General features: G+C 33.5%; 14 protein-coding genes. 10 read left to right on the top strand and 4 right to left on the bottom strand.

Translation table 11 applies throughout. From position 1 onward, the window contains the following. Window positions 1–33 precede the first annotated feature (33 nt). The 6 genes from METBO_RS05445 (at window position 34) to METBO_RS05420 (ending at window position 5,795) form a co-directional block, all read left to right on the top strand. The gene (locus METBO_RS05445) at window positions 34–897 is read left to right on the top strand and encodes a 4Fe-4S dicluster domain-containing protein (RefSeq protein WP_013644680.1); all 864 of its coding nucleotides are present in this window, start codon (window positions 34–36) and stop codon (window positions 895–897) included. A gap of 103 nt (window positions 898–1,000) precedes the next feature. Next, window positions 1,001–1,972: a porphobilinogen synthase gene (gene hemB, locus METBO_RS05440; RefSeq protein ID WP_013644679.1), complete on the top strand. Its 972-nt coding sequence runs from the start codon at window positions 1,001–1,003 to the stop codon at window positions 1,970–1,972. Window positions 1,973–2,103: 131 nt separating this feature from the next. Further along, window positions 2,104–3,021 carry a triphosphoribosyl-dephospho-CoA synthase gene (locus tag METBO_RS05435; protein WP_013644678.1) on the top strand — a complete coding sequence of 306 codons (918 nt, stop codon included), beginning with the start codon at window positions 2,104–2,106 and terminating at the stop codon, window positions 3,019–3,021. A 59-nt stretch (window positions 3,022–3,080) separates the two neighbouring features. Beyond that, window positions 3,081–4,643, top strand: coding sequence for a phenylalanine--tRNA ligase subunit alpha (gene pheS, locus METBO_RS05430; protein ID WP_048186373.1), 1,563 nt, complete (start codon window positions 3,081–3,083; stop codon window positions 4,641–4,643). 54 nt (window positions 4,644–4,697) lie between these two features. Beyond that, window positions 4,698–5,183, top strand: coding sequence for a hypothetical protein (locus METBO_RS05425; protein WP_013644676.1), 486 nt, complete (start codon window positions 4,698–4,700; stop codon window positions 5,181–5,183). A gap of 219 nt (window positions 5,184–5,402) precedes the next feature. Next, entirely contained in the window at window positions 5,403–5,795 is a 393-nt protein-coding gene (locus METBO_RS05420; protein WP_048186562.1) for a response regulator, read from the top strand. Window positions 5,796–6,412: 617 nt separating this feature from the next. Here the strand turns inward: METBO_RS05420 and METBO_RS05415 are convergent. Beyond that, complete coding sequence (locus tag METBO_RS05415) at window positions 6,413–9,022, bottom strand: Ig-like domain repeat protein (protein ID WP_013644674.1); 2,610 nt, start codon at window positions 9,020–9,022, stop codon at window positions 6,413–6,415. Between the two features lie 440 nt (window positions 9,023–9,462). On the opposite strand from METBO_RS05415, the gene METBO_RS05410 reads away from it, so the two are divergent. Further along, window positions 9,463–11,145: an Ig-like domain-containing protein gene (locus METBO_RS05410; RefSeq protein ID WP_013644673.1), complete on the top strand. Its 1,683-nt coding sequence runs from the start codon at window positions 9,463–9,465 to the stop codon at window positions 11,143–11,145. A gap of 247 nt (window positions 11,146–11,392) precedes the next feature. Here the strand turns inward: METBO_RS05410 and METBO_RS05405 are convergent, their stop codons facing one another. Next, window positions 11,393–11,815, bottom strand: a complete 423-nt coding sequence (locus tag METBO_RS05405) for a hypothetical protein (RefSeq protein ID WP_013644672.1) — start codon at window positions 11,813–11,815, stop codon at window positions 11,393–11,395. 129 nt (window positions 11,816–11,944) lie between these two features. Here METBO_RS05405 and METBO_RS05400 point away from each other — a divergent pair, with 129 nt between their 5' ends. The 3 genes from METBO_RS05400 (at window position 11,945) to METBO_RS05390 (ending at window position 15,448) form a co-directional block, all read left to right on the top strand. Next, window positions 11,945–12,574 (top strand): hypothetical protein, encoded by a 630-nt coding sequence (locus METBO_RS05400; protein ID WP_013644671.1) that lies wholly within the window; start codon window positions 11,945–11,947, stop codon window positions 12,572–12,574. Window positions 12,575–12,980: 406 nt separating this feature from the next. Beyond that, on the top strand, window positions 12,981–13,805 hold the full coding sequence (locus tag METBO_RS12635; protein WP_013644670.1) for a CPBP family intramembrane glutamic endopeptidase: 825 nt from the start codon (window positions 12,981–12,983) through the stop codon (window positions 13,803–13,805). Between the two features lie 218 nt (window positions 13,806–14,023). Continuing rightward, window positions 14,024–15,448 (top strand): MFS transporter, encoded by a 1,425-nt coding sequence (locus METBO_RS05390; protein ID WP_013644669.1) that lies wholly within the window; start codon window positions 14,024–14,026, stop codon window positions 15,446–15,448. 53 nt (window positions 15,449–15,501) lie between these two features. Here the strand turns inward: METBO_RS05390 and METBO_RS05385 are convergent, their stop codons facing one another. Then, a complete protein-coding gene (locus METBO_RS05385) occupies window positions 15,502–16,485 on the bottom strand; it encodes a tocopherol cyclase family protein (protein ID WP_013644668.1) in 984 nt (327 codons plus the stop codon). Between the two features lie 601 nt (window positions 16,486–17,086). Further along, the gene (locus METBO_RS05375) at window positions 17,087–17,485 is read right to left on the bottom strand and encodes an iron chaperone (RefSeq protein ID WP_013644667.1); all 399 of its coding nucleotides are present in this window, start codon (window positions 17,483–17,485) and stop codon (window positions 17,087–17,089) included. Window positions 17,486–17,667: the final 182 nt, after the last annotated feature.

Here is a 17,667-nt window from a genome sequence, read left to right as displayed (position 1 = left end):
TCTAAACACTATTTGTTACTCGAGGGTTTTTCCATGAAAAAAATTAGATTTACAGATATCAGTGTAACAGTTATCAGTCACACATTTAAACAAAGATTTTTGCTTGCAAAAATTTGTAATACCCTACCTCCAGTTGCGTGGGTGGTTAAAAAACTATTTTTTGATGGTGATGACATCCAAGTGCTTCCAATGGACAAAGCTGTGAAGAAAAATTCTTTAGTCCAAAGTATCGATGTTGATAGTAAGGTTCCATTGTCTGAAAGTTCCCCTGTTCCGAGCGATGTTTTAAGACTCATGATCAAACAGAGCAGATATCGTTTCATATTGAATTTCTGCATCTGCAGAACTGCTAATAATTGTGAAAAATTTCCCCATGACTTGGGATGTCTCTTCCTTGGTAAGGGAGCAAGTAGAATATCTCCAAGCGTAGGTAGGCCAGTGAGTATTGATGAAGCAATTGCTCACATCGAAAAATGTGGTGAAGCTGGTTTAGTTCATATAATTGGACGTAACAAGATCGACAGTATATGGTTAAATGCTGGTAAACATGATGAGTTACTCACCATATGCAACTGCTGTGATTGTTGTTGCCTTTGGAAAATGGCTACCTATCTACCTGAACATATTGGCAGTAGTTTAATGCCAATGGATGGCATCGAACTGGTTTACAATCGGGATTTTTGCACTCTATGTGGAGCATGTACGAAAGATGAATGCTTTGTTCATGCCATAACCATGGATACTGATGGAGTAACCATTGACAAAAAGAGATGTAGAAAATGTGGAAGATGTGTTGATACTTGTAGGCATGGAGGATTGACTATTTCTATGGATTCTAATACTGTAAACCGTTCACTTGAACACGTTGAAAAATTGGTGGATGTTAATATGAGTTAAATTTCCATCAAACCAAGGCTTTTTTTTATTGGCTACAATTTTATAGTCAGACTTTCATATTAATTATCAAACTTGAAATAAAATTAAAAAAAAAGTGATAGAAATGGAATTTCCAGTAACTAGAATGAGGAGACTCAGAAAGGATCAAAATATCAGAAATATTCTTACAGAAACTAAATTAAATCCAGAAGATTTCATATACCCTATTTTTATTAATGAAGCACTTGAAGACGGCAACAAGGAAGAAATAAAAACCATGCCGGGCCAGTTCAGATTTTCAATAAACGATGCTGTTACCTACCTTAAAGAACTTGAATCAATTGGATTATCATCTGTTATCCTGTTTGGAATGCCAGAAATTAAAGATGAAAAGGGATCAATGGCGTATCATAAAAATGGTGTGATACAACAAACAATTCGAAAACTAAAGGCAGAAACAGACTTGGTTGTTATTACAGATGTGTGTCTTTGTGAGTACACCTCCCATGGTCACTGCGGAATCATCAAAGATGGGGAAGTTTTAAACGACCCTACTTTAAACTACCTATCAAAAGTTGCTTTAAGCCATGCTGAAGCAGGAGCTGATATTGTTGCACCATCCGATATGATGGATGGTAGAGTAGCAAGCATCAGAAAAGTATTAGACCTCAACGGTTACCAAGACACCATAATCATGTCTTACTCAGCCAAGTACGCCTCAGCTTTTTACGCACCATTCAGAGAGGCTGTTTGTTCAACACCTAGTTTTGGTGACAGGAAAACTTATCAAATGAACCCTGCAAATTCCCAGGAAGCCCTGAGAGAGGTTAAACTAGACATAGCTGAAGGGGCGGACATGATAATAGTTAAACCTGCAATGCCATACATGGATATTATAAGAGAAGTTAAAGATGAATTTAAAATGCCCACAGTAGCATATCAAGTTAGTGGAGAGTACTCCATGATTATGGCTGGAATTGAAAATGGATATCTCACACAAGATTCAATTTATGAATCTTTACTGTCAATTAAAAGATCCGGGGCGGACCTCATCATCAGTTACTTTGCTCCTGAATTTTTAGAGGGAAAAATTTAATTTATATTCATTAAATGGTTTTTGTTGGGAAAAACTTATCTTCCATACTATTTTCTAATAAAACTATTATAGGGAAAAAATTCAATATATGAATTTAGAAATATTTAAGATCAAAAAAAGGAGTTATTAATTTGGATCCTGATTTCATTGCAAAAACCGCCCAAATAGCATCGGTGTTAGAAGTTAGTGGCTATCCTAAGCCTGGAAATGTGCACAGAACACAAGATTTTTCAGATATGGTGTTTGAAGACTTTTTAATCAGTGGAGTAGTGATTGGGAATATCATGAAAAAAGCTGCAAAACTTGGTCAAATCCACGGCTCAAATTCCAGAGAAATGTCCCAGATCGAAGTAGGGAAACTCATTAAAGAAGCCGTGGTTGAAACAGATAAGTGGATAAAAAACAACACCAATCTAGGTATAATAATGCTCCTTACTCCCATCAGTGCTGCTGCTGGAATGAGTGACGAAATAGATGAACTTCAATACAGCGTAGATGAAATTTTGAGGGCTACTACACCTCAAGACGCTGTTGATCTTTATGAAGCGATAAATATAGCTGAAGCAGGTGGAATGGGAGTTCAGGATGATTTAGATGTTTCAAATGATAATGCTAAAGCAGAACTCATTGAAAAGAACATCAATATGTTCGATGTTTTGGATCTATCATCACAGTGGGACATGCTTGCAAACGAACTTACCAGAACCATGCCAATCACATTTGAATTGGGTTATCCGACATTTAAGGAAGTTAGAAAGGATCATGGCATAAATAAAGCCACTGTCCAAACCTTTTTAACCATACTCTCAATATATCCTGACACATTGATAGCACGGAAATATGGACTTGAAACTGCACAGGAAGTTTCTGTAGATGCTGGTCTGATTATTAAGGAAGGTGGAGCATTGACTGATAATGGTATGGATATGCTTATGGAATTCGATAATGATCTGGTTAAAAAGAAATTAAATCCCGGAACAACAGCAGATCTAACTGCATCATCAGTTATGGTTGCTCTTCTGGACGAATATAAAACAAATTTTAATTGATTATCATAATTTTTGTAGTATTATAAATTTTTTAGGTTTATTTAAGGGATGTTATGACAATGAATGCAGATAAAATTGATAAAGTTATTGATGAATTGCACATCAACGAAAAGAAGGTTTTGAAGGGACTCGAGTCTGCGGGTTTGGAAGCCATTCCCGAAGAAATTGTGGAAACCCAGAAAATGAATATCAAAGCTGTTATGAGTGCAGCAGGCATACTAGAATCTAGAGGCCTAATAGAAGTTCAAAAAGATGAGAAAAATGTGGTTTCTTTAACAGACGATGGTAAACAGTACGCCCAGGAAGGTTTACCCGAGAGAAAACTGTTAAAATCGTTAGGGGAGAATAAATCAATACCTATGAAGGACATAGGTCAAAAAACCAATTTAGAACCTTCAGAAGTAAAAATTGCAATTGGTTGGCTTGTAAGGAAAAAATGGGCAAAAATTAACCAGGGAATTGTTGAGATCACGAATGAAGGTTTGAATTCCTTAAACACTCAGTCTGATGATGAACAGGTATTGGATAAACTGATGGATGCCCAGAAAATCTTAATGGATCCCACTAAAATTATTAAAGACAGTTTCAACTTGGGGTTCAACCTATTAAAACAAAGAAAGGGAATAATAAATGTTAAAAAGGACAGTCAGTATTTACTGAAGGTTACAGAAGACGGGAAGGCAGTTATAGATAAGGGAATAGACCTCACATACACTGTTTCACAGCTCACACATGAACAGCTTAAAACAGGTTCATGGAAATCTTTGAAATTCAGAAGTTATGATATCAATGCTGAACATCCGGAAACCTTTCCAGGAAAGATCCATCCTTTAACCAGGATTATTGAGGAGATAAGAAATGTATTCTTGAACATGGGTTTTACAGAATCCAGCGGAAACATTCTTGAATCAGCCTTCTGGAATTTTGACTGTTTGTTCCAGCCACAGGATCATGCTGCAAGGGAAATGCAGGATACATTTTACATCAAAAATCCACAGTACTCGAAGTTGCCAGACAATGATATTGTAAACAGGGTTAAAGACGTACATGAACATGGTGGTAGCACAGGGTCTGAAGGATGGAACTACTCATGGGATCGTGAGGTTGCTAAACAATCTGTACTTCGAACCCATACTACCTGTGTATCTGCAAGATTTTTGGAGGAATATGAGCCTCCACTTAAAATGTTTTCAGTTGGAAGGGTCTTCAGACGGGAAACCATAACCTACAAACATCTACCTGAATTTCACCAGGTTGAAGGAATTGTTGCTGCAGAGGATATTAACTACAAAAATCTCCTTGGAATTATTGAGGAATTTTACCATAAGCTTGGATTTAAGGTAAGGTTCAGACCAGCTTACTTCCCCTACACCTATCTCTCCACAGAATGTGAAATATATTTGCCTCAAAAGGAAAGCTGGATAGAACTTGGAGGGTCTGGAATGTTTAGACCCGAAGTTTTAGAACCCTTAGGAGTTGAAACCCCCGTTTTAGCATTTGGTCTTGGAATAGAAAGACTTGCAATGTTAAAACTTGGAATAAGCGACATTAGAATGCTATATAAGAGTGATATAGGCTGGCTTAGAGATCTTCCTGTGTCCGACGGTGTGAAACTCAAATAAATCCTATCATAAATTCTTTTAACATAGTTCAAGTTATTTTAGGCGGATTATACAATGACAGATGACCAAGAGAGGATAGAAATAATAGAAAAACTTCTTTCTTACAAGTTAGCATTGGAAAAATCTCGACCTGAACTTTTAAAAGAACTCGGAAAATATTATTCATCTGAAAATAATGGAAACCCACATGATTCTCATGATGAATTCAAAGATGTTGAATTCATGAGCTTTACTGATGCAAGTGAAGCCTATATTTTGACCCAGATAAAGGTGGTTGATAGCATGCCTAGGGTCATTAACGAACATATTTTCAGATTAAATGTTGGAGACGACATAGACGATGTTCTTGAATCATTTGAAATCGAAGTTTACGGCGTGAAAAAGGATATTTACAAAAATCTCACAGAGTGGGAAGATTTACTTGACCACGTACCCGATGAAAGGATTCAAGAACTTACCAGAAACCCCAAGGGACACGGTGATAAGATTTTGAAGGAACTTTGGTGGATTCGAAAGTTCGAAGACCAAAACCTAGGATAATGCCCAGAAACTTGAATTTCTATCTTTTTTTTTATATTTTAATCTTTTATATTGCTTAAACAGTTATTACATGTAGATATATTTTCATATGTTCCTGAAATTACAATATTGTGGGCCATTACAACATATTAAGAGTATTATTTTTTTAGTTAATTTTTTAATATATAAACGTTAATTATATTACTCATCATTACAGTAAATAATACATGAGGTGTTTTAATTAGCAACCAAACTGACGTCATAAAGGTTTTACTGGTTGAAGATAATCTTGGAGATGCTAGGCTGATTCAGGAAATGTTGAGTTTGGATGATACACATAACTATGATTTGGTTCATAGTAAAAGACTGGATGATGGCATTAAAATGTTTATTAAAGAAAAGTTTGATGTAATGCTACTTGACCTCGGACTGCCTGACAGTGATGGTATGGAAACCTTTGATATCATGAGATACAATGCCCCAGATATTCCAATTATTGTACTTACAGGTTTCAAAGAAGATGTAATTGAAATGGGTGCAGTTGGAAGGGGTGCAAAAAATTATATTGTTAAGGATGAACTGAATACTAAATTATTGATAAAATCAATTGATGATGCACTGGAAGATCAATAAATATTCCATGATAAATTTTTATGATTTATTTTTAGATCTCATAATATAAATCCCCTAATAAAATTATTTTGAGAAATATACATAAATTAACTTACCAGTATAGATGGCTTCGTGTATTTAGGTGGATTTTCAGATTTTATATAAATCCGAGCTAGAAAATTTTGTATTAGTTATAGAATATGGAAGTTTTGAGAACTATGAATTTTAAATGAAATTAATTAACATTAATCTTTCATTGATGTTCTTGATTTATATTTTGAAAATTAGTCCTACTGGAAATATGTCATCTCAAAAAAATTGTGATTTACAATTTGGAAAAATTATATTTTCAAATTAAATTAAAAAAAATCATTTCATCACTTAGATCGTAGATTTCCAAAATTGAACCATTAATCTATTGTGGGATGTGATTTTGGTCAGACTGTGGTTTGATAATACAAAATAATCATTAAATTCATTATTAGTTTTGAAAAAAAAGAAAATGGAATAAAATTTATTTCCTTGTTGTTATCCCTCATTACCAATAAAATACTCCTATGAATGGCTATTTTGGTAGTCCTGTGTTTGGTAGTACTTTGATTGGGGTTTTATTTACTGTTTCATTGGTATTGTTTTTATTATTGGTTTTTAATTATTTGAATGTTGATTGTTCCGTTGTTTGTTATTTTTGTAGTTGTATTGGCACTGATTTTTGGTTTAATAGTGTATTTTGCACTTTTTATGGCTTTTAATGTGATTTTAAGGTTTGGATCCCCAAGATCCAACTTGTCTAGTTTCCAAGTGAGTGTTTTTGTTCGTGTGTCAAATTTATATTTCCCATAATCTGAAGTTCCAGTTACAAATTTCAGTCCTTCAGGTACTTTAAAGCTTACTACCACTTTTTTTGCCGTGTCTGGTCCCTTATTTCCTAGTTTAAAGTTAATGGTGAATGTTTTACCAACCTGTGGATGTTTGACGTTTATCGTTGTTTTAATGTTAAGCTTGGCCCATGGAGTTACATTTAATTTACCAGTTCCATTACTTCCGGAATATATAGTATCTCCAGTGAATATGGTGTTTACAATGAAATTTCCAGAACTATGTGTAATGAGGTACATGTTTGCAGTTCCATTCACGTCTGTGATGGCCTTTCCTATGATTTTGCTGTTTATTATGAAGTTTATGGTTTTACCTGAAACAGGATTGCCAAGTTCATCTTTTAAAACAGCTTTCAAGTTGGTTTTATCACCATTTTTAACAGTGATGTTTTTGACTACGAACTTGGTGTTTGTTGGATTTACTTTGAGTGTTCCTTTGTTAGTTGAAGCGGCATAGATATCGTCCTGTTTAAAGTTTCCAGTGATATTGTAGTTTCCAATAGTTTGTTTTATGATGTAACTCAACGTTGCAGATCCAGTACTGTCTGTTGTTTTACTACCAATTTTATCCCCATTTAAATAGAATATTATGGTTTTACCAGATAATGGGCTGTTATCTACATCTTTCAGCACTGCAGTTAGATTTGTATGATCCCCATGTTTCCCCGTAACATCATCCACTAAAAGATGCGTACTTATTGGATATACTTTGAGTATTCCACCGTTAGTTGAAGCAGCGTATAAAGCATCTTGTTTAAAGTTTGCAGTGATATTGTAGTTTCCAATGGTTTGTTTTATGATGTAACTCAACGCTGCTGATCCATTGCCATCAGTTACAGCTGTTCCAATACTTTGGCCGTTAATGGCAAAGTTTATGGTTTTACCTGATAATGGGTTGATATCTTCATCTTTCAGTACCGCTGTGAAGTTTATATGACCTCCATACTTCCCAGTAACATTACTCACCATTAAATGAGTGCTTATTGGATTTACTTTGAGTATTCCTCTGTTCGTTGAAGCAGCATAGATATCGTCCTGCTCAAAGTAGGTGGTGATATTATAGTTTCCAATGGTTTGTTTTATGATGTAACTCAACTTTGCAGATCCAGTGCTGTCAGTTACAGCTGTTCCAATAGTTTGACCATTGATAGCAAAGGCTACGATTTTATTAGATAATAAGCTATTATTTTCATCTTTCAATACCGCAGTTAGGTTTATATGACCTCCTTCCTTCCCAGTAACATCATCCACTAAAAGATGCGTACTTATTGGATATACTTTGAGTATTCCACCGTTTGTTGAAGCAGCATAGATATCGTCGTACTCAAAGTTTGCAGTGATATTATAGTTTCCAATGGTTTGTTTTATGATGTAACTTAATGTAGCTGAGCCATTGCTGTCTGTTACAGCTTCTCCAATAGTTTGACCATTGATAACAAAGGTTATGGTTTTACCTGCTAATTGGTTATCATTTTTATCCTTCAGCACAGCTTTGAGAATAACTTTATCACCGTGCACGCTGCTTAGATCCTGCACAGTTATAGTTGTTGGTAGTCTGTCAATGATCAATGAACCTGTGGTTGAAGATGAATTAAAAATTTTATTTCCATCAAAATTGGCTGTGAAACTCTTATCTGGTATTTTAGTGATGATGTAACTAATAATTGCATCTCCGTTAAAGTCTGTTGTCCCAATAACCGCGACACTGCCCATATAAAATGTTATAGTAGCTCCAGATATGTTAGATCCATAGTAATCCGTTAAATGCGCATGTAGATTTACAGTATCTCCAGAATCACCCTTAACATCATCCACAGTTAAACTGGTTGGTGTTTTGGTAACATTCAAGCCCCCAGTTCCTGTGCTGTTCTCATAAATGGTTCCTGTTCCATCATACTTTGCAGTTATGGGGTATACTACAGAATACCAATCTCTTGGTATCACCCCAGTAAATGATGCTAATCCATTGTTTATGTAAAATGTGTATTTTTCAGCGTTTATTATAAAGGTTACAAGTCCGTTGTTAACATTGTTATTATTTTCATCTGTTACATGGGCGCTTATGGTAATTGCCTGTCCACCGAAGTTTGTTACAGAATCTACTTCGACTTTTGTGCCCATTCGAACAAAATCTGTATTATCGGATAGTGTTTGTGAAACTGAACCCCCTGCTTTCACAGAGGCCGTAGCATTTTTAGTGGTTAGCTTGGCAGTTTCTGGTGTTAAACCATTCCATGAATCGTTTCCAGATGATCCATTAACGTTGATATGATCTGCACTAGCTGCAGATGCACTGTTCAGGGATAGAACAACTAAACTACCAAAAATTAATAGAATAAGTAGTTTAGGGGTAATCAAAATTTTTCGCATTCTTTCACCTCCTTTTTATTTAATATTACCAAAATTGGTTTATTGCATAAGGTAATAAATAGTTTTCTTGATAATTCAGAAAAAATTATCACACTGATTTATAATTCAAAATAAAACAACTAAAGTGTATATGAAAATTATTTAAAACTAAACATCCTTTAAAATGTCATGATTCCACTATAATTCATTTTATATACGTTTCAGCAATTTTTTATTGTACAAAAATTGAATCAAAACCCAATAAGATGAACATCTTTTTTATAAATAGTTTCCTATTTGATTTTTATTACACTAAATTAATAATTACTTAATCACATAACGAAGAAATGTGTGATTTAAATTTATAATGTGGGGTGAGTGGAATAGGAAACGAAATTAAAAATTTTAAAGGAATTAATTTTAGGACATGTTTTTGTTATTTAGCGATTTTAATTGGTTTAATGGCAGTATTTTCCGGTGCTGTTTCTGCTGTTACTGTTTCAAGTTCACCTGTAGTGTACGTCAATGGTGATGGTGGAAACGATAACTGGGATGGATTATCAGCAAACTACAATGTTACAACAAAAAGCGGACCCAAAGCCACAATATCAAATGCAACAGGGATAGTTGATAATGGTGGAACAGTTCGTATTGCCAATGGAGTTTACACTGGAGACAGTAATGGTAATCTTTACATTTCAAAGAACATGACCATAATTGGGCAGAGCAGAGCCGACACAATAATAAACACTCATTTCATTGACAATCTTCAAGCAGGATTGTCGTTGAAAATATTCAACATCACAATTAAGAACGCAGAAAGCAGTGCAGGAGGTGCAATAGTAAATTCAGGCGATCTTACTCTGGAAAAAGTTAGTTTCATAAGAAACTCGGCTGCAACAAATGGAGGTGCCATAATAAATTATGGCAACCTATCAGTGAACAACTGTTTATTCTCCAATAACCTATGTAATTCAAATGGAGGAGCAATTGCAAACATGGCAAACGCTAATTTAACAGTGAATAACACGATTTTTGAATATAACAATGGTTCAGCAATCCTTAATTACGGAACAGCTAATTTTTACAGGTGTAATTTTAGTAAAATGGGAAATGGGGGTGCAGCATACAACTACGGTATGATGGGGGTCCATTTCTCAAGCATTATTGACAACGAATACTATGCACCAACATTCACAAACGACAAAACTTATCTTCCTAAAGCAACCTTGGATGCATCATATAACTGGTGGGGAAGTAACGATCCTTCATTTTCCACTGTTGATACAATATTTGACAATTGGATAACTGCAACGCTAAATTCATCAACATCGATAATTCCAAAAAACGGTCATGCATTAATCAAATTTGATATGATGCATGATTGCAATGGAAATGCAGTGACTGGGTACATTCCAGATGGAATAGCTGTCACATTTAGAACCACACTTGGAAACATAACTTCTACAGCATATACAATAAATGGAACTGCAACAGCAACGTTAACAGCAGGAACAGTTGGAGGATTAGCATCCATAGTAGGAAATTTAGATAAAGAATATCGTGGAACAACAGTTACAATAGATGTTACAGCCCCTACAGCAGCTTCAAACATTAAAAGCGGAACATACAATGTTAATAAGGTTATTACCCTCTCAAAAAACAAAGCTGGGACTATTTACTATACCTTAACTGGAGCCACACCTACAACATCAAGCACAAAATACGTGGGTCCAATCACAATCAGTTCATCTAAGGTTTTGAAGTTCATAGCAATTGATATAGCGGGAAATAAATCCCCTGTTTACACATACAATTACACAATAGACAAAACAGCCCCTAAAATATCTTTAACCACCCCCACAAATCTTAAAACAGGTATAAAAAGGACTTCAAACATAGTAATTAAATTCTCTGAAAATATTAATTACAGCACATACTACAGCAAGATAACCATTAAAAACTCTAGCGGAAAATCTTTATCACTGTCTAAATCCATCAATGGAAACACGTTAACAATTAAAACCAGCAGCAAATCAGCTAACACATGGTACATAGTGACCATACCTAAATCAGCAGTCAAAGATAAAGCAGGCAACAACTTAACAGCTAACTACAGCTTCAAATTCAGAACTGGATCCTAAATTATCTGGATCCAAACAATTTTTTTAAATTATTTTTTAGAATTCTTATAAAACTTAAAACATTTTTTATTTCTTGTCACATTATTGTACGATACAGTAACATTTATTATTAATGTAATCCTATTTTTTATTAAATTATCTAATATTATATTTGGGCTTAGGGGTTTAAATGAAGATAAAATGTATAAATCGTTTTTTTATTACATTGTTTGAGGAAATATACTTACAATTTAGGAGTAATTTGGTTTTATGCAGTCACACTAAATTTTGAGTCTGTTCCACAAGGATCGAAGTTTAATAAACCAGTATTTCCAAAGTAGTACACTGATAATATGTAATTTTCGGGTTCAAAATTTTTGGTATTAACTTCAACCCCGGCTTTACCATTGATCCAGTTTGTTTTAGTAGTTTCATAGAATAAAATTTTTAGGTTTCCATCATAGATACAGAAAGTTACTTCTTCCCCAATTAGTGGATTATTCCAAAATTCCCCCTTAATCCATAGTTGGGCTGTGATTCCCACTACATCACCTTGTTTACAAGTAATAGGGGATATAGGATCCATTTCTGTATTTACTGCTGCAACAGTTGAAATATTTGACACTAATATTAACGTCCACAAAATTACTGGGATAATTATCCAAATGCTCTTTTTTTGTTCGTTGTACATTATCCACAACCTAAATATTTAACACATATATTAAGTTTTCATTTATAAATTAAAAGTTATAGTATATTAATATTTATACTATAATTTCAAAAATATAAACATTTACATATTTAATTGGGAGGATTGCTATTGAAAGAATATAAAAAAATTGGAAATTTTAAGCTTGGCTTATTATTTTTAGGTATTTTATTTGTTTTTAGTTTGAGTGTTAGCCCCTCAGCAGCCACTCATGTTGACACTATCTATGTAATCAGTCATGGAAATTGTAATGGACATTCTTTAGTGTACAATGATAAAACATTTAGTAATCCTAAAGCAACACAACTTAATTCAACTAAATCAATACAGAATAAAGGTAATACCGATGATAGGGCGGTAAAAACTTCCGAAAAAGGACCTAGTAAATACAAAGCTCCTGCAGTTCCAGGAGGGCAGATAACAAGTCCCAGTAATGAATATAATGGTTACGTCTATCCGGGATCAATTGATGTTGTAAAAGGAGAAAAATTTTTTGTTCAAAGGCCATTCGATAACTGGATAGTTTGTAATAAAGGGAGTATCTTTTGGGATGATCAAGGGTATTGGAATCCAATATATGACACTGGAAAAGGAATAACACTTTTAGAGGTCAATGTATTTGGCGCATGGTTTGAATGTGATGGGATTATCAGTAATGGAACTTCAATAAAATGGAAAACAATGGATTATACCAACCCCTACAGGGTAAATGTGAGAATGAAAGTATTTGGACCACTATGAATTTTTCAAATCTTTTTTTTAAGTAACCACTGAGTAACAAATTTATTATATTATTATTTTTTAGAAATTTTTCGCTTTTAAACAGAATTTTGTCTTTTGTTCAAACAAATGGAATATTATGAGATTCAGTAGCTGAATATCCTCCTATAATACCATCTTAAATCCAGTGTTATGTTAAATATTATGGAAAGTAGATTATACATTTAAAAATATTAAATAAATATAAAATTATTAAGCAAAGAAAATACTTGCAAATGAAATCTTGCATTTCTAGGTGAATAAAAGATTCTAGAATTTATCCTCAGCATTATTAAGTTGCAATATATCCAAAATATATTAATAATCAATAAGAAACGATTTTTAAAGCAATATCATATTTTGTAAATATAATAATTTGGAAGTATCTATGAAAACTGAAGTATCGGCAGGAACATATAGGTTAAAACCAACCTTGTTAAATGCTTTATTAATTGTAGTTGTTTACGCAGCCATATTAGTTGTAATTGAAATGTTTATGGGAGTTCCATACACAGAATTTTCCAAATCAACAAACAACATGTTTATGGGAGTTTTAATACCCATAGCTATGGGTTCTGTTATTTTAACTTCAATAGCATTATGGTCTGGATGGTGGAACGAATTATGGAGGGATAAATACCATATTAAGGATAATGGTTGGATGCATATATTTTTGGTGTTGTTCATTGTTGCTATATCAATGAATTTCCTGGTTGGCCACATAAGTTCATTGAGACCCACCTACATCTTAGTCACACTCATGGCAACAATTTTAGTTGGATATTCAGAAGAACTGCTAACAAGAGGTTTGCTTGTTTGTGGTGCTCGAGGTTCAGGTTACTCAGAAGTAAAAGTTTTTTACATTGTTATGATTGTTTTTGGATTTATACATGGAATTAACTTTATTAATGGCCAATCTTTGGGGTTAACCATCCAACAAATGTTTATGGCTGGATTATTAGGTGGTGTTTTTTACACAATATTTCGTAAAACTGGTTTTTTGATTGTGCCTATGATCGTTCATGCATTATGGGATTTTTCATTATTTACACAAGGATTCAACTTTGTAGGGGAACTAATCACAACAAGCACAGGAACTTATAATCCTCTCCAAATAATCGGCATTATGGCTATTTATTCCACATATTTATTGTTGATACTCGCTGTGAGGAATTTTAATGTTGAAAAATCCGAATTAATATCTCTAAGATGAATATCCTCATAAAAATTCGTGAATCGGAAAAAAAATATTTTAATATCATGATGCTAAACATGATTTAATTTTTTTTTATTGCATGGTTTTGGTAATCTTTAAATTTAAGTGTGTTGATAATATTTAAAAATAAAAAAAAATTGAGATTTTTCTACGTCAGTATTCTAGGATAATAATTATAAACCATAATTGTGCTTATTTCGGAGATCATGAATATCATGATGATAAAAGAGAAAAAATGGCAAATATTAGTTGCCCTTGCTCTTGGTACCATCATGGTGCCAATTAATACAAGTATTGTTAATGTAGCTTTGCCATTTATTGCAGTTGGTTTTAACAGCAATGTTTTAAACGTTGAATGGGTGATTACCAGTTATCTTATCAGCCTATTGGGACTCGTTTTGTTCTTTGGAAGTTTAGGTGATAAAATAGGACATGAAAAGGTTTACTTATCAGGATTACTATTTTTCATATTCACATCCTTACTTTGCAGCTTGTCACCTTCATTACTATATTTAAATATTTTCAGAGCATTACAGGGAATCGGTGGTGCTATGATGATTTCTGTGTCTTTGGGAATGGTTAAAAATGCATTTCCATCATATGAATGGGGCAAATCTCTTGGAATATATGCAATGGTGATAGCAACGGGTTTAGCAATAGGGCCTGCAATTGGGGGAATTTTAATTGGATTATTTGGATGGCAATCCATATTCCTAGCCAACTTGCCCATAGGAATTACTAGTTTCTGCATTTGCCTTTTTGTACTGGAGAGAAAGGAAGGTGTAGCTGTTAAATGGGATGTACTTGGAATAATATTGCAATTTATAACCCTATTTTCCACTATTCTATTTTTAAACCAATTAAACAATCCAACCATTAGTGGCAGCTCTAAAATTTTGTTAGGATCGATGATAGCAGTATTTTTAGGTTTGTTTATTTGGAGAGAAAAAACAGCTGAAAGTCCCCTTCTGGATCTATCTCTTTTTAGTAACCACAAGTTTTCCGCCTTTAACTTAGCACTTTTTTTCAATTATATGAGTCTGTATATGATAATATTTGCTCTGCCATTTTATATTCAAAAAGTGTTACATTATGGTCCATTTTTAACAGGACTTGTACTAACTGTAAGTCCACTTTTAATGATGATCATAGCACCATTTAGTGGATTTTCAAGCGATCGTATAGGTTCTAGACCACTAGCATTTTTCGGATCCTTAATTTCAGCCTTAGCATTCTTTTTAATGACAAAATTAACCATTTTTTCTTCAATTTACATCGTTACATTTCTTATGATCGTACTGGGTGTTGGAACTGCAATTTTCCAAGCTCCAAATAATCGGGCCATCATGGCATCAATACCCAATGATACATCGGGGCAGGCTTCAAGTATTCTTGTTACAATGAGAAATCTGGGCATGATATTTGCTGTGTCAATTGGGAGTTTACTAATCAGCACAACCATTGATTACAACATTCTAAACTCTCCAATTTTATACAATCTGGAATCCTACGATTTCACCCAAGGATTACATTTAATAGCCCTATTGGGTTCGGGTTTAAGTTTAATAATGGCAATATTATCGTTATGGGGTAGCAAACATTTAAAAGAAGTTAAACCGTTGGTTAAAGATATTATTTAAAACTCAGATTTGAAGTTTAAAATTTACAATTAAAAGGTTTAGATGAAATTTGATTAAAAACCCTTCAGTAGTTCATCTAAATTTCCGACAAATTCCAAACCCGCATTTTTTCCAGTTCCTTGATACAGTAGTTTATTGGTATTTTTTTCTTTTTTGTAGAGTTTTATATGTATCTTGGATCGGAGTGATTCGTTTACTTTACTTGTCATTTCTCCCAGCTTGGGAGCTGGAAGATCCACTCCTTCAGCGCGGAGGGCATTTATTTGTAGGCAATAATTTTTGTCAGAAATTTTTATTTCGATATCTGCATCTGTGACATCGAGTTTTTCTATTTTAGCCCTGTTGTAGGTTGTAAATTTGTAGATCTTTCCATCATAGACTAAACCAAAAATGTAGCCTGTGAAGTAGCTTCCTAACCAGGGAATTTTTGCTATGGATACAAATAGGGATATTCCTTCCTTATCAAAATGGTTGGTCTGCATCCATATCCATGATGATGGCATTGAAGAGCCCCAGTCCTTTTCAATATATCCTTTACCATCTGTAAAATCAATTTTATCATTATTTATAGTCACGTATCCTTTTATTGTATGGTTAAAACTTAAAACACCATGGTAACATTCTAAAAATGGGATGAATGCAAAAAATCCCATTGCACCCGGTGAAAATCTGGTTACTGGCCATGGAACGATGTTTTCAAATTCCATATCTGCTTTAACCCTTTTTCCTCCGTCATCAATATTGAGGATCATGTGGTCCAGACTGAAATAATTGTTAGCAATTTTAATCTCAAATTTGTCTTTATTTGCCCAGAAACTCGACATGGGATAACTGAAGTAATGTAGCACTTGGTTACGAGCATCCATCAGCATGATGAAAGCGTGAGAATTCTCGGATATTTTGGTTATGGACACTCCTACAATTATAGCATAGGCGGTTTCTTCATCCTTTGAAACTGATTTGAAATACCAACCTTCAAAATATTCTTTTTTTTTATTTTGGCCCTGAAATATTTCGGGATTCCAAATTTTAAACATTAAATCACCTTTTAAACTAGTTAAACCATTAATTTCTAGCTAATTCTTCTATTTAATTGCATGTTAACAATTTTATGGGTAGACATTTTTAAAAGGTAAATGACAATTATGGTTCGTTAATTACCTATATCATTATTTGGATATTTCCATATGAAATTATTAGGAGGGTATTGCAAATTTCTGCAATGCATATCTTTTCAGCAATTCCTGATTTGGAGTATGATCGATCAGCAGGCATAACAAACACCCCAGTTTTTATTGGTAAGACTGCATCATTGGTACTGTGCCTAATTTTCTGGTTGGGTTTGTCATTCATAGTTGTAAGTCTTGCAGGTTATTATCCGTTAAGCTTCCTAGTATTTTTATATCCCTTATTTCCATTAATATTACTCGTTAAACAAAATTTAAAAATAATGGATGTTTAATGGTATTTACCATATGTAAACACATTCCTTGGAGGTTTATTATTCTCGGCACTGGTTCATTTATAAGGTATTTTACCTATGATAGTTCTTGTAAAAAAATAGGTGGTTTAAAAGCTATTCAAGTATCTCATCTATTTTTTAGTACATTAAATTTTTATTCATTTGTTCACAATAATTTATTTGGTATTCGCAGCTTTTTTAATTAAGTCCACAATTCTTTTCTCTTCTGATAATGTGAGTTCTGTCAAGGCAAAGGCCACGGGCCACATGTTACCTTCATCAAGATTTGCAGAATCATTGAATCCCAGTGTCATGTACCTTTCTTTGAATTTATCTCCGCTTCTAAAGAAACATAATACTTTACCCTCCTTGGAATAGGCTGGCATTCCATACCAAGTTCTGGGTGATAGTTCTGGTGCAGTTGTTTTAATGAGTTTATGAATTTTTTTACCCATTGTTTGGTACGGTTCAGCCATGTCATTAATCTTTTCTAAAACAGCAGTTTCTCCATCCATTTTAACCCCTCTTTTAACCGGTTTTTTCTTAGAACCTATATTTTCCGTTGATTTATTCACAATAAACCTCTCAAACAAATTATTAATTAATTAATAATATGGTGTTTAAATTTAATAAAACTAGAGGAAAACGTATTTTCAATTAAATTATTGTCTAAAATAATAATTTCAACAGTGATACTACTATCATTTCATAAAATAACAATTTTATACAATTTAGATTTAAAGAATAATTTAAGAAA

This window comes from Methanobacterium lacus (genome assembly GCF_000191585.1).
GTDB classification, from domain to species: domain Archaea; phylum Methanobacteriota; class Methanobacteria; order Methanobacteriales; family Methanobacteriaceae; genus Methanobacterium_B; species Methanobacterium_B lacus.
Note: the sequence above shows the minus strand (reverse complement) of the source record. Positions and strands in the feature narration are given on the sequence as shown.

Excerpts from the sequence above, each read along its gene's own strand:
- METBO_RS05425 (WP_013644676.1), top strand. The coding sequence starts at position 4,698 with ATGACAGATGACCAAGAGAGGATAGAAATAATAGAAAAACTTCTTTCT.
- METBO_RS05445 (WP_013644680.1), top strand. The coding sequence starts at position 34 with ATGAAAAAAATTAGATTTACAGATATCAGTGTAACAGTTATCAGTCAC.
- METBO_RS05410 (WP_013644673.1), top strand. The coding sequence starts at position 9,463 with ATGGCAGTATTTTCCGGTGCTGTTTCTGCTGTTACTGTTTCAAGTTCA.
- hemB (WP_013644679.1), top strand. The coding sequence starts at position 1,001 with ATGGAATTTCCAGTAACTAGAATGAGGAGACTCAGAAAGGATCAAAAT.
- METBO_RS12635 (WP_013644670.1), top strand. The coding sequence starts at position 12,981 with ATGAAAACTGAAGTATCGGCAGGAACATATAGGTTAAAACCAACCTTG.
- METBO_RS05390 (WP_013644669.1), top strand. The coding sequence starts at position 14,024 with ATGATGATAAAAGAGAAAAAATGGCAAATATTAGTTGCCCTTGCTCTT.
- pheS (WP_048186373.1), top strand. The coding sequence starts at position 3,081 with ATGAATGCAGATAAAATTGATAAAGTTATTGATGAATTGCACATCAAC.
- METBO_RS05405 (WP_013644672.1), bottom strand. The coding sequence starts at position 11,815 with ATGTACAACGAACAAAAAAAGAGCATTTGGATAATTATCCCAGTAATT.
- METBO_RS05415 (WP_013644674.1), bottom strand. The coding sequence starts at position 9,022 with ATGCGAAAAATTTTGATTACCCCTAAACTACTTATTCTATTAATTTTT.
- METBO_RS05385 (WP_013644668.1), bottom strand. The coding sequence starts at position 16,485 with ATGTTTAAAATTTGGAATCCCGAAATATTTCAGGGCCAAAATAAAAAA.